We start from the raw sequence: 13,908 nt of genomic DNA, 5'->3' as shown, positions 1-13,908 counted from the left end.
ATTATTCGCTGTTTATATTAATTTCACTCACCCCCTGACTTTTCCCGGCAAGAGAATTCAGTAAAACTATATTGTGTAATTAATACACTTTGTGATAAATTCGCTGGGCAGACCTGCGTTTGAAGGAACATATTGTTCTTTATCGCAATGTCTGTTGTGAAAAAACTGCATTGATGAAGATTCATTTTTATATCCGCTTCTCTACCCGTTATGGTCAGCAATTATCAGTGACGGGCAATGCGGAAGAGCTGGGGAACGATACGATTGAACAGGCCATTCCACTCACTTACCTGAATAACCAATTCTGGCATGGCGTTGTTGAGCTGCCTCTCACCAAAGGATCAGCACTCCGATACAAATACATTCTGCACGATACAAACGGTCAGTCCATTATGGAATGGGGGGAGGACCGCATACTGGAAATCCATCACAACAATATGGACGAAGTACAGGTGATCGATACCTGGAACCATGCCGGCGAATACGAGAACGCTTTCTACACCGATCCGTTTCAGCAGGTATTGCTGAAACAAAACAAACCGGCCAGCCATACCAAATGGTCGAAGCAGTTTACACATATCTTCAAAGTAAAAGCGCCTTTGCTGGCCAAACACGAAGTGATCTGCCTCATCGGTAGCAGCATTTCCACCGGTGAATGGACCACCGAAAATCCCATCCTGCTCGCGCGCGAGAATGGTTGGTGGACAGCAAAACCAGAACTCTCCAAAGACGAGTTTCCGCTCCACTACAAATACGGCATCTACAATACGAAAGAAAAAACTTTTGTACGATATGAGGATGGAGAAAATCGCTCCCTCTTCGGAGATGCGCACCAGTACTCGCTTACACAGGTGCACGATGGATTTGTGCAGATACCCAACGATACCTGGAAAGCAGCCGGCGTATCTATTCCTGTATTCAGTCTTCGCAGCAACAATTCGTTCGGCGCCGGTGAATTCACCGACCTGAAGCTGCTGGCAGACTGGGCTGGCAAATGCGGACTCAGGCTGATTCAGATTCTTCCGGTGAACGATACCATCGCTACACATACCTTTATCGATACCTATCCGTATGCAGCCATTTCTGCATTCGCTTTGCATCCGCTCTATCTCAATCTGTATGAGATGGCAGGAAAGAAACATGCCGCCATTCTCAAGCCGCTGAAGAAAAAACAGCAGGAGCTCAATGCGCTGCCCGATATGAATTACGATGAAGTGATGAAATTCAAGCTGGGCGCCATCAAAGAGCTTTATCTGTTACAGAAAGAAGAATGGCTCAACGATAAAGACTACCAGCAATTCTTTACCGACAACCAGCACTGGCTGGTGCCTTACGCTGCGTTCTCTTATCTCCGCGATAAAAACAACACGGTAGACTTCAGCAAATGGAGTACACACCGCATTTACAATAAAGAAGCCATCCAGCAACTGGTGGCCGCCGATACTAAACATTATGACGAAGTAGCCATTCACTACTTCACACAATACCACCTGCATCTTCAACTGAAAGATGCAGCAGAATACGCGCACAAGCAGGGCGTGATCCTTAAAGGCGATATCCCCATCGGCGTGTATCGCTATGGCTGCGATGCCTGGATGGAGCCCGAACTCTATCATATGGATCAGCAGGCCGGTGCGCCGCCCGACGACTTCGCTGTAAAAGGACAGAACTGGGGATTCCCCACCTACAACTGGACACGCATGGCCGAGGACGGTTTCGAATGGTGGCATCGCCGTTTTCTGCAAATGGGCAATTACTTCGATGCATTCCGTATCGATCATATCCTCGGATTCTTCCGTATCTGGAGCATTCCCGTTCACGCAGTGGAAGGCATCATGGGAACTTTTTCTCCGGCCATCCCCATCAGCATCGAAGAGCTGAACCGGCGCGGTATTGCGTATGATCATGATCGTTACTGCAAGCCCTATATCACCGACACCGTGCTCTGGGAAATGTTCGGCCCTAATCACGATAAGATCCGTCCATTCCTGCAATCCACTGCAGACGGGCATTTCGAGCTACTGCCCGAATTCGGCACACAACGCCAGGTAGAACATTACTTCAGCAAACTCGACAACAATACTGAGAACAACAATATCCGTCAGGGGCTCTATGATCTGCTCTCCAATGTGATCTTCTTCGAAAAGACCGATGCCAATGGCAGCGGACTGCATTGCAGAATAGCCGTAGAGCAGACATATAGTTTCCGTCATCTCGACGGGAACACACAACAGCAGCTCAAAGAGCTTTACGTAGATTATTTCTATCATCGTCAGGACGAAGGCTGGATGCTCGAAGCCATGAAAAAGCTCCCTGCACTCAAACGCAGCACCAATATGCTCATCTGCGGCGAAGATCTTGGCATGGTGCCACACTGCGTGCCCGATGCTATGAAGCAACTCGGCATACTCAGTCTCGAAATACAGCGGATGCCCAAAGATTCCGCCAATGAATTCCTGAAACTCGCTGCAGTGCCTTATCTCTCCGTAGTAACGCCCGGTACGCACGATATGAGCACCCTCCGCGGATGGTGGGAAGAAGACAAAGTGCGCACCCAACATTTCTTTCAGCAGGAATTGGAACAGTGGGGTGATGCGCCGTATTTTTGTGAACCCTGGATCAACAAAGCCATTGTGATGCAGCACCTGCAATCACCGGCCATGTGGGCCATTTTTCAGTTGCAGGATCTGTTGGGAATGGATGCCATGCTCCGCAGGGACAACCCCGAAGAAGAGCGCATCAACATCCCGGCCATCACCGGTCACTACTGGAAATACAGAATGCACCTCACTTTGGAGGATCTGATCGGGGAAAAACAATTTAACGAAGCACTGGAGCAGGCTGTTGAAGCCAGTGGGCGGGCTTAGCCAATTTTACAATCATGAAAGTTACGTACCAGACGCAGAATCTGCCATTCCGTTATCCCTTTACCATTTCCAAAGGAACAAAAACACATCAGCCATCGCTGACGGTTTCACTCGATTTTCGCGGCATCATCGGTTACGGAGAAGCACCGGCCATTGCTTACTACAATATCCCTGTAGAGAAAATGGTGGAAGATCTGCAACGCAAACAACGCTTCGTAGAGCAGTTCGCCTTCATGGAACCAGAACGTTACTGGCATTACCTGCATCATTTGTATCCCGCCAATAATTTCCTCGTTTGTGCACTCGACATTGCTGCCTGGGATCTCTACGGAAAGATCCGGCGTTTGCCCCTGTACAAACTCTGGGACCTCGATATGGCCAATGCACCACTCACCGATTATACCATCGGCATCGATACCATCGAAAAAATGGTAGAGAAGATGCAGGAGAAACCATGGCCCATTTACAAAATCAAACTCGGTACATCCGAAGACATTCAGATTGTTGAATCATTACGCAGGCATACCGATGCCATATTCCGCGTAGATGCCAATGCTGCATGGACAACGGAAGAAGCGCTGGAAAAAATTCCCGTGCTTGCATCTCTGGGTGTTGAAATGATCGAGCAACCACTCGCCAAAGACAATTGGGAGGGGATGAAACAACTCATCGACGTTAGCCCGGTTCCACTCATCGCAGACGAAAGCTGTGTGCTGGAGCAGGATGTAGAAAAATGTCATGGCCACTTCCACGGCATCAATATCAAACTCACCAAATGCAGCGGCATCACACCTGCGCGCCGCATGATCACCAAAGCACGCGAACTCGGCATGAAAGTGATGGTGGGAAGCATGAACGAAAGCACTATCGGATCGGCTGCCATCGCACACCTCAGTCCACTGCTCGATTACATGGATGCAGACGGACCAATGCTATTGTCCCAAGACCTGGCAACAGGCCTCGAATACAGCAACGGCAGAGTAGGAGTGAGTGAAGGTTTCGGACTGGGCATTACCACCCTGGCATAATTTTTTTACTGATTCCTAAGACATTTGCGGTTTTCCCAGGTACCCGGCTGGCAGCTTGCTGTTAGTCGGGTTTTTATTGCCTGATACCATTTATCAAATCATTTGCGCAATATATGTAGTTAACTACGTACTTTTGTACGTAAATGAACATAACACATGGAGAAGGCATTTACTATAGAACAGGTTCATAACAAATATTGCCAGCAGGTGGTAGATCTGATACTGCCCATTCAGCAGATCGAATTCAATGTGCCGGTAACGCTGGATGCGCAGCCAGACCTGCTCGACATCGATCAGGCTTACTTTGCAGCCGGCGGCGGTTTCTGGGGCGCTTTTCACAAGGGCGAGCTGGTAGGCACTATTGCATTGCTGAACACAGGCCATAAAAGCGGCGCCATCCGAAAGATGTTTGTGAAAAAAGAATTCAGGGGAAAAGAGTTCGGCATTGCCCAGGCCCTGCTCGATACTTTATTTGCTTACTGTGCAGATAAACAAATCGATCATCTCTATCTGGGTACAGTCGAAGCGTTGAAAGCTGCACAAAGATTTTACGAGAGAAACGGATTTGAGAAAGTGGAAGCAGACGATCTTCCGGATTACTTTCCAAGGATGAAGGTGGATACCTTGTTTTACAAATTCAGCATTGCTGCGCAATAACTGATACGGCAAAAGGGCAGGCGTCCGGAAACATCATTCCGTACGTCTGCCCTTTTTTTTATTGCCTGATATTTTGATCTCCTCGGCTCTTTCTGCAAACCCTTTTTTCCTGAGAGCAGCTTCTACCTCTTCGATAGCCTGCATGAGATTATTGGTTGTATCCGTGATTTCTGTAAGCGCTTTGATCATGATATTCCAGACAGGCTCCATCTCGGAAACCAGTTGCGATCCTTTCTCAGTAAGCTGGATCAGCCTTTTACGCTCATCGGTTTTGTCTTTCTTCGAACGGATCAGCTTCTCTTTCTCCAGTTCCTTCAGCAATGTAATGGTGCTGGGATGCGTATAACCGATCTCATTGGCGATCTCCACCACACCAAGCAGGGGCTTGTTATGCAGCACATAGATCACGGGGAACCACTTGGGCTCAAACTCAATCCCATTTTCTTTGTAAATAAGCGTACCGTCTTTTCTGAGCTGTTCAGAAAGACGCTGCAATCTTGTGGAAATAGCCAGTATGCCTGCCTGGTTGATGATATTCATTCCATCAAATATACGTAGTCAGCTACGGATATTCAAAACTCAGTTCTGTGAACTGGTTTCCCGCTGCTAGTATACGATGATCCTGCGCTCTGCCACTTCTTCCGTATTCATTGGAACACAGATGTATTCGCCTTTTCCGAACCTTTTGAGAAACTGATAAAGATCGTCGGGATGCGCCACCATCGCATAGACCAGAAAACGGCCATTGCCCCGGAATATCTTGAATAGCTGATGTTCCTGTGCTGGTCCGGATACTGGTCCGCGCTGCGGAGCAGCGGGCTTGTCCTGCGCAAAGCTGTTGCCTAATGCAAAGAAGGTCAGTGCTAAAAGCAGACTGAATCGTTTCATGTGTATTTTTTTCAGAAAGATAGCGGCATGCATGCCAACGTACAGGCAGTTTCCGGCGGCCGGATGCATAACCCGACCAATTGCACTCCATAACGACGGGTTTCATCTTTGCTCTTGCACAGGTGCAACTGGTTTGCAAACGTCCGCTACGGAATTTGCCAGCTGGATGCGCAACTTCTTTTATCCGTTGTCTGGCAACAGCCAAACACTTGATATGCTCACTACCAACGGTTCTCTGAACAATGGCACCCAACTGAAGTATGCATTGGGCATTGGAGAAGGCAGCTATCTCGGTTGGAAATTGTATGCGCATAGCGGTTCCGATGCAGCATTCAGAACAACCATGTTTGTTTATCCTGAACAAAATTTAGGCATCGCCATCTTCTGCAACAGAAGTGATATGAAACCTGCCGATAAAGCCATTGAGTTATCATCGTTGTTGCTGAAGCCGCATCCAGACTATATTCCACCTGCATCATTGCCAACAATCGACAGCAACAATGCGGAGCCTGCCTGTTTATCCTGCTACAATAATTTCATCGGCAAAGATTATATCGCAGACAATGGCGTGCAATGCAGCATCATTGCAAAGAATGGACGCATCTACTGGCGTTCATTTGGCGAAGATCTGCTGCTGAAAGAATTGCGTGCAGACAGTTTGGTGGTGGTTAATCGTCCACAAACAACACTGGTATTTCAGCATGCAACAAAAAAGTCCGGCTCACTGCGCATCAGAAAGTACACGAGAGGCGAGGAGCGTATCTTTCGGCCAATTCAATTGACCACTCCACAGTCTGAAGACATCAGACAATATCAGGGCACCTATTTCAGCAAAGAGTTGGGAATACATTGCAGAATAATCTGGAAAGGCAATATTGAAATGTCGATAGCAGGTACATGGTTCCACCGTTTCAAATTTGTGGGAGTTGATGATGTGCTTTCTGAGGACTGGCCGGTAGAGCATATTGTTTTTCAGCGAAACAAAAGAGGTAAGATCACAGGTTTTGCTATCTACAATGTAAGCGTACAGCAGATACTATTCAGCAAAATCCGATAAATAAAGTAGTGATATCAAAAGCGTTTTACGAGGTTTAAGCCAACCGCACCATTCGAATAAAACGGAGCCACAGCAGTGTTCTTCATTTTATTGCCTTTAAACATAGACTGCAACCGCGGATATAGAAAATAAGCAAGATCTGTTGAGAGAATGCCCACACCCGCACCAGCTACCACATCACTCAGCCAGTGCCTGTTATTGTACATGCGCAGATAACCGGTAAATGCGGCCACTGCATATCCTCCAACGCCGTACCAGATGCTAACGTCTTTGTATTCTTTCCGTAGAAACTCAGCTGCTGCAAATGCATTGGCCGTATGCCCGGATGGAAAAGACAGGTCATTGGAAAGATCGGGCCGCCATTGTTTGGTGAGATGCTTCGATGCAAACACGGTGGTATTCATAATGGCAAGTGATAATCCATAGATGATGCTGCGATCTTTAAGATTGTGCGCTCCTTTGATGCCCGCTGCATTGAGCGCATACACGGCGAGGGCAGGCGTCCATTGCAGGTAATTGTCTATATGCAATTGCCGGTGTGGCTTTTCGGTATAAAGTTCTTCTTTCACTTGCGCATTGAAGCTTTCCAGCTGGCCGTTATCGAGGCTCCAGATACCGTATCCGATGAGGGTTGCAGGGATCAGCAATTGGGTGGCTTTCAGTACCGGGCGCTCCGGCAGATGCAGCTGAAGGGCTGCGGAATCCGGAATCCGGGGCATGGTGTCGGTTTGAGACCAGGTCTGAATAGTGCAGCAAACCATCGATAGCAGCAGCAAAAAACGCATCATATACTTTGCGGTTTGGGAATGAGCAATACTTCCGCAAATTATTTTCCGGATCTGAAGAAATTCTGAAGCGCGTTGTTTCAACAAAATCCTAATTTTCAGTCTGCGGCCTGCTTCAGAATGTTTTCAAAATCAGGCCGATACTTTTGCCGAATGAAAATCCTGATCATAGAAGACGAAGAAGCCCTCGCAAAAAGCATTGGCGCTTATCTTTCCGATGCACACTACCGCTGCGAGTACGCCACCAGCTTCAGTGAGGCTATGGAAAAGACCGAAGTCTATGTTTATGATTGCATTCTGCTCGATCTGATGCTGCCCGGAGGGGATGGGCTGAAGATACTCTCCGAGCTCAAAGCCAATAACAAACAGGATGGCGTTATCATCATCTCCGCCAAAGATTCACTCGACGATAAAATAAAAGGACTGCAAATCGGGGCAGACGATTATCTCACCAAACCCTTTCATCTTTCAGAGCTCGCTGCACGCATCTATTCTGTGATCCGCCGCAAGCAATTCAGCAATGCAAATATTGTAGAGCAGCACGAGCTGCGCATCGATATTCCTGCCAAAACAGTAACCGTTAACGATCAACCTGTAAACCTCACACGCAAAGAATTCGATCTGCTGCTGTATTTCATTAGCAACAAAAACAAAGTGGTATCCAAAACAGCTTTGGCAGAACATCTTTCCGGAGATATTGCAGGCATGTTCGATAATTACGATTTTGTTTACGTGCACATAAAGAACCTCAAGAAAAAACTCGCAGAAGCCGGGTGTGACAACTACCTCAAAACATTGTACGGAACCGGCTATAAATGGGAAGTATGAATAAACTGCTCAATCTCACCATGAAAAGGTTTCTGCTGTATGCCGCACTGGTGCTGGTTTGCAGCGTACCTGTCTATTATCTGGCTTTAAACAGGCTATGGCAGTACGAAATGACCGAGCACAATATTGTGCTGGATGATGCCGAGGGGAGGGAAGACAGCTACCTCATCATACTCGCCGTTACTTCCGTAACACTGGTATTCTTTGTGCTGCTGATGTTCGGTTTTATTTTGCTCAACCGCCGGATCTCCGGAAAACTCTGGCAACCATTTTACAAAAGCATGGATCAGATAAAACATTTCGATCTGAGCAGTCAGCAGTCGGTGCAATTTGAACAAACCAATATCACCGAATTTTCTGAAATGAACCAGCACCTGCGCAAGCTCATTGCCGGTAACGTTGCGGCTTACAGCCAGCAGAAAGAATTTGCCGACAATGCTTCGCATGAATTGCAGACACCCCTTGCCATCATTCAATTTAAGCTCGATCTGCTGATGCAGACCAGCAACCTGAGCAATGAACAGTATCAGTTGATTGAAGATGCCAGTAAGGCGCTTTCGCGTGTTACACGCATCAACAAAAATCTGCTGCTGCTCACCAAGATCGAGAACAGCCAGTACATGGAGGAAGACAATATCGATCTGTCGGCCTTGCTCCATCACACCATTCAAACCTTCACTGTATTTGCAGACGACAAACAACTTGTTTTTGAAGAGGATATCCATCCGGGTATTTCGATCCGCGCCAACAAAATACTTCTCGAAATATTATTGAACAATCTCATCAATAATGCTATCAGGTACAGTAGTAATGGTGCAGTTATCCGCATACGCCTTGCAGAAAATACGCTCACGGTATCGAATGCGGGAAATACGCCATTGATAAGAGAGCATCTGTTCAGAAGGTTCAGCGCCACTTCTGCTGATTCGCCAGGAACCGGACTGGGACTGGCTTTGATAAAACAGATCAGTACGCGGTATGGCTGGGCCATCGACTATAGTTTTGATAATCATCAACACCATTTCACACTGAAATACTGATTCAGATTTCCTTCCAAATTGCATGGTAACCTTGTGCTTACAAATCTTTAGCTCATGCACCGTTGGTTATCTGTTCTGATTTTGTTTTTTGTTGCAACTGCTTCTGAAGCCCAATCCATTAAAGTGAATCTCTCAGGCGTAGTACGCGATGCTGCGTCCTCATCAAATCTCGCTTTCGTTAATTTGCTGCTGAAATCTCAAAAAGACAGCGCTTTCATTGCCGGCACTATTTCCGGAGATGATGGTCGTTTTCAATTGGCTGATGTGAAAACCGGCAATTACCTGCTGGTGATTTCCTATACCGGTTACCAAACGAAAATACAATCAGTAACAGTTGGCTATCTCAGCAATTTTCTCGATCTCGGTAATATAGATCTGCGACCCGATTCGAATATGCTGAAAGAAGTGATTGTGACTGGCGGCAAAGACCCTGTATCGGCCAGAATGGATAAGAAAACTTTTACGGTATCGGACAATATCAGTCAGGCCGGCGCTTCTGTGCTGGAAGCTATGAAGAACCTGCCCGGCATTTCTGTCGACAACGGAAAAGTATTGCTGCGGGGCAGCGACAAAGTGATGGTGCTCATCGATGGAAAACAAACAGCCCTCACTGGTTTTGGTGGACAAAGCAGTCTCGATAATATCCCGGCATCAGCCATCGAGCGTGTAGAGATCATCAATAATCCTTCTTCAAAATTCGATGCCAATGGAAATGCGGGCATCATCAATATCATTTTCAAGAAAGAGAAAAGAGAAGGTTTTAACGGAAAAGTAGGAATGGCAGCGGGTTTGGGCGCTTTATGGATCAGAAAGGAGAACTTTCCAGGTATACGCCCGCAATATCAGGCCACACCGAAGATCAATCCCAGCATCTCATTGAATTACCGGAAGAAGAAAGTGAACCTGTTCTTTCAGGGAGATAATCTGTATACCAAAACGCTCAATAAAAATGAATTCGTAGACCGGTTTTACGATAAAGGTGAAACTGTGCGTCAGCAAACCAAACGCAATCGCAACACCAATATCGTAACGTTACGGTCGGGCGTAGACTGGTTTCAGAACAGCGCCAATACTTTCACGTTATCCGGTTTATTCAGCAGCGAAAAAATCATAGACAGAGGCGATGAGCCTTTCTTTGATGCCGATCTCAAAAACAGAAGCAGGCTCTGGCAGTTTCTGGAAGATGAAGTAAAAACCACCGTTACCGCCAGCGCAGCCTGGCAACATAAATTCGATGAGCCGGGAAGAACACTGAATGTAGGCTTCAATTATACTTTTCACCGGGAAGATGAAAAGTATTTTTTCACCAACATCATGCCTTCCTTTACCGGGCTCGATTCTTTCAAAGTTCTTTCGGATGAGCATGTTGCCGATCTCAATGTAGACTATGTGCAACCGCTGAAACATGGCCGCTTTGAAACCGGGCTGAAACTCAGGCGCAGATTCATTCCTGTGAACATGACCTTCAAACCCGGACTAAATTCTCCGCTTGATGTGAAGGCCGGAGGATGGGCAGATTATGCAGAAACTATTCCGGCAGTTTACGGCAACTATATTTTCGAGAACGATCATTACGAAGTGGAAGCAGGCGTGCGTGTGGAATATGTAAATCTCAACTACAAAGTGAACCCCGACCATCCTACGTACAAGAGCGATGGATATAATTACACGCAGCCATTTCCCAGTTTGCGCCTGGCATACAAATTCGATGATCGCAATAAGCTTTCCTTTTTTTACAACAGGAGAGTGGACCGGCCGAATGAAGGCGATATCCGCATCTTCCCGAAATACGACGATCCGGAGATCATCAAAGTGGGCAATCCTGCATTGCGGCCGCAGTTCACCAATAATTTTGAACTGGGATACAGACTCGGCTGGCACAATGGTTTTCTTTTCTCCTCCCTGTTTCATAAAAGGATGGATGCCACCATTACGAGAATCGGCAGCACAGTGCCCGGCAGCAATATCATCTACAATATTTTCCAGAATGCAGGCAAGAGCTACAGTTCGGGCATCGATCTGATGATCTCACATACGTTATCGAAAAGAGTAACGTTGAATATGAATGTTACGGGATACAAGAATATCATCGATTCCTTCACAGTGGTAAATAAATATCCGATTGAAAATGTGTATTCGTCAGGGCGTGATGAGATCTTTTCAGGCAACTTCAAACTCAATGGCATCTTCAGTCTGCCGAATCAGACAGAGGCACAGATAACAGTGATCTATGGCCTGCCCGATCTGGTTCCGCAAGGCAAGACCTTCTCCCGTTTTTCTATCGATGCAGGAGTGAAACGTGGCATTCAGAAAGGAAGGGGTGAAGTGTTTGTGAATGCTACGGATATTGCGAATACACTTCGCCGCAAGCGGGAAGTGAAAGGCGCCGGATTCCGGTATGTGAGCAACGATTATTTCGAGACACAGGTGTTTCGTGTTGGATACAATTACAAGTTCTAGGCAACTCTCAGAATCTGTATATGGTGTAAAAATGCCGTCTGTGCTGAATCTTCAGTTACAGACGGCATTTGTTTATTTCATGGAGGCATTGCTGCCAATCAGTTTCCTGTTATCACCACCTTCGACGACCATTTCAGTTGACCGGCAGTTGCTCTGAGGAAATAGAGCCCTGCAGGAAATGATCCGGAAATGGTGATAGGTCTGTCCGATATACGGCTTCCATTCCACACAGTTTTGCCGAAGGCATCGGTAAGCACCAGTTGTACATTGGTGCCCGGTGGTACCGGTACTGCAACAGTAAAACTTCCTCTCGATGGATTGGGCGATACTTTGATGTAACCTGCTGCATCATCTTCGCTATTACCGGTGCCGAGTATGCGGGAATAGAATTTTGCTCCGTCGAGTTCAGTGGCAAGTATTCTGTACCACGAAGAGGAGTTGTTGTATTGATCGTCTTCCACCGCATAAGCTGCATTGCCATTGATTCCGGAGGATGGTGCAAATTCTTTCACGGTGATGAAATCATTTCCTTTTTTGTTGGCACGTTGCAACGCATATGTTTTCACCATCTGTTGTTCTCCCACCTTGAATGAGAATTGCAGTTTGTTGTTGCGCACCTTTATCGATTCGTCGTAGATCTTCACGGGCAAGGCGCTGGCCGGAAGAATGGTCACTGCATAATCTTTTGTTTGCCCGTATTGCAGATTGCTGCATGGGCCAATCGAAGAGTTGGTAAAGAAATCCGCTACAACCCGCATCCGCAGTGGCTTATTGAGCACTGCGCCTACTGGCGGCGTGATACTCGTGGTATGCGTGTAATCTACTGGTGAGGCGGGTGTTGTGGAATTCATAACCAGCTCGCCCGCTTCAAAACTGCCATTGTCGTTGTAATCGATATACACTTTTACAATTTGCCTGTTGGTATTTGTGCTCACAGAAATGGTGTAGTTCTGTGTCATGATCATATTGGTGCCCATATTGCAGGTGTTGTCTACATAGAACACCCAATCAGGCGTGTAACTGTTGGTGGAATCGTCGAGGGTATTCAACTGCAGACGGGTTGCTCCCATGTCGTTATTATTGTTCAGGTGAACGATGGAGAGCGGTTGACATAATGCAGCTGTAACAGTGGTAGCGGGAGGAGGAGTGAGTGCAGCCGAGGTCATGAGTCCGTTGCGAAGCGCATTTACGGATGCGATCATTCTGTCGCGCTGTCCCGGTGTAAATTTCTTTTGAGCGCAACTGGTGTAGTGCATGAAGTTGAGCCGCTGGTCGCTCCAGGGAGTACCCGTGCATGGGTTGTTGTCTGTGGAGAGTGGGCAGGTAAAGAATGCCTGTTCGTTTGTGGGATCTGTGTCGCAGACCCGGTCGCCCTGTGTATTGCAATTAGCATTGGGAGGACAGGTTGCACCAGTTGCTCCCTGAAAAGTATGGAAGAGATTGAATGCGTGTCCCATTTCGTGAGGCAAAGTTGATTGTCCTGATTTAGCCTGTGATGCCAGCATGATGGTTCCGTCGATGTACATCGGCGCTCCTGGAAAATACGCAAAGCCTGCAACAAACGGACCTACAGTACCGGGATAACCATCTTTGCCATCGATCTTATTCACTACATATACATTGTAATATTGATTGGCTGGCCAGAGTGTGATCGCTTTTACGAGCGAATCATCCGCACCTGCGGATTGGGAGAAAACCCCATTGGCAACATAACCGGGAATGCTGCTTCCATCTACCCGAACAATGCCGGTGGTTGGCGTACAATCAGGTGCACGTTGCGCGAGTATGAATCTGAATGGAACCCTGGTTCCGCCTGCACCTGCGAGAGGGTAGGATGCCCAGGTTGCCTGAAAAGACTGATTGAGATAATCGATCATCCCTGTAAGCTGCGCATCTGCCGGATTGTAATTGGTGCCTACTGCCCCACCTGTGTGAATCACATGAATAACAACCGGAATTTCGTAGATGGTCTCTGGACCGTTAGGCACTCTGCCATCCACCTGCAGATTGCCGGAAGGCTTGTGCTCATCGAGCCAGTTCCTGAGTTTCACTTCGTTTTGTTCAACCCTGTTTTTGTAAGCAGGATGCTGTAACTCTAATTGTCGGTGTACTTTATCGAAGCCGCAGACAGGCTGTGCTTTAGTAATGGAAGAAAGGCATATAAGTACATAAACCAGCAGGAGAGAATGTAAAGGTTTTCTCATAGTTGTTGTTTCAGAAATAAAGGATCTGGATCCGGTTCAAAAACGCAGTTGTTTGGAAAGCAAAAGTAACGATAACATATAATGAAAAAGTATC

Annotated in this window: 11 protein-coding genes; 7 read left to right on the top strand and 4 right to left on the bottom strand. The window is 47.0% G+C overall.

The annotated features are described in order from the left end of the window. Positions 1–173 precede the first annotated feature (173 nt). The 3 genes from HHL16_RS11200 to HHL16_RS11190 all read left to right on the top strand — a co-directional run bounded on the left by HHL16_RS11200 (position 174) and on the right by HHL16_RS11190 (position 4,552). Positions 174–2,867, top strand: coding sequence for a 4-alpha-glucanotransferase (locus HHL16_RS11200; RefSeq protein ID WP_169425292.1), 2,694 nt, complete (start codon positions 174–176; stop codon positions 2,865–2,867). A gap of 14 nt (positions 2,868–2,881) precedes the next feature. Beyond that, positions 2,882–3,895, top strand: a complete 1,014-nt coding sequence (locus HHL16_RS11195; protein WP_169425291.1) for a dipeptide epimerase — start codon at positions 2,882–2,884, stop codon at positions 3,893–3,895. Positions 3,896–4,051: 156 nt separating this feature from the next. Further along, a complete protein-coding gene (locus HHL16_RS11190) occupies positions 4,052–4,552 on the top strand; it encodes a GNAT family N-acetyltransferase (RefSeq protein ID WP_169425290.1) in 501 nt (166 codons plus the stop codon). Positions 4,553–4,585: 33 nt separating this feature from the next. On the opposite strand, the gene HHL16_RS11185 is transcribed toward HHL16_RS11190, so the two are convergent. Then, on the bottom strand, positions 4,586–5,092 hold the full coding sequence (locus HHL16_RS11185) for a MarR family winged helix-turn-helix transcriptional regulator (RefSeq protein WP_169425289.1): 507 nt from the start codon (positions 5,090–5,092) through the stop codon (positions 4,586–4,588). A 66-nt stretch (positions 5,093–5,158) separates the two neighbouring features. Next, entirely contained in the window at positions 5,159–5,440 is a 282-nt protein-coding gene (locus HHL16_RS11180; protein WP_169425288.1) for a hypothetical protein, read from the bottom strand. Between HHL16_RS11180 and HHL16_RS11175 the strand changes: the two genes are divergently transcribed. Then, positions 5,439–6,497, top strand: coding sequence for a serine hydrolase (locus tag HHL16_RS11175; protein ID WP_346766837.1), 1,059 nt, complete (start codon positions 5,439–5,441; stop codon positions 6,495–6,497). The genes HHL16_RS11180 and HHL16_RS11175 overlap by 2 nt on opposite strands. Before the next feature lie 14 nt (positions 6,498–6,511). Here HHL16_RS11175 and HHL16_RS11170 read toward each other — a convergent pair whose 3' ends face one another. Continuing rightward, entirely contained in the window at positions 6,512–7,285 is a 774-nt protein-coding gene (locus HHL16_RS11170; protein WP_169425286.1) for a phosphatase PAP2 family protein, read from the bottom strand. Between the two features lie 150 nt (positions 7,286–7,435). Between HHL16_RS11170 and HHL16_RS11165 the strand changes: the two genes are divergently transcribed. The 3 genes from HHL16_RS11165 to HHL16_RS11155 are packed head-to-tail and all read left to right on the top strand — an operon-like array spanning position 7,436 to position 11,610. After that, positions 7,436–8,110, top strand: a complete 675-nt coding sequence (locus HHL16_RS11165) for a response regulator transcription factor (protein WP_169425285.1) — start codon at positions 7,436–7,438, stop codon at positions 8,108–8,110. Then, positions 8,107–9,150: a HAMP domain-containing sensor histidine kinase gene (locus tag HHL16_RS11160; RefSeq protein WP_169425284.1), complete on the top strand. Its 1,044-nt coding sequence runs from the start codon at positions 8,107–8,109 to the stop codon at positions 9,148–9,150. Before HHL16_RS11165 ends, HHL16_RS11160 begins: the two co-directional genes overlap by 4 nt. A 54-nt stretch (positions 9,151–9,204) precedes the next feature. After that, a complete protein-coding gene (locus HHL16_RS11155) occupies positions 9,205–11,610 on the top strand; it encodes an outer membrane beta-barrel family protein (protein ID WP_169425283.1) in 2,406 nt (801 codons plus the stop codon). Between the two features lie 98 nt (positions 11,611–11,708). On the opposite strand, the gene HHL16_RS11150 is transcribed toward HHL16_RS11155, so the two are convergent. Then, complete coding sequence (locus tag HHL16_RS11150; RefSeq protein ID WP_169425282.1) at positions 11,709–13,814, bottom strand: M43 family zinc metalloprotease; 2,106 nt, start codon at positions 13,812–13,814, stop codon at positions 11,709–11,711. Positions 13,815–13,908: the final 94 nt, after the last annotated feature.

It is taken from the genome of Pseudoflavitalea sp. G-6-1-2 (assembly GCF_012927185.1).
GTDB lineage: Bacteria > Bacteroidota > Bacteroidia > Chitinophagales > Chitinophagaceae > Pseudobacter.
The sequence above is the reverse complement of the archived record's forward strand: the minus strand, read 5'-3'. Positions and strand labels throughout refer to the sequence as shown.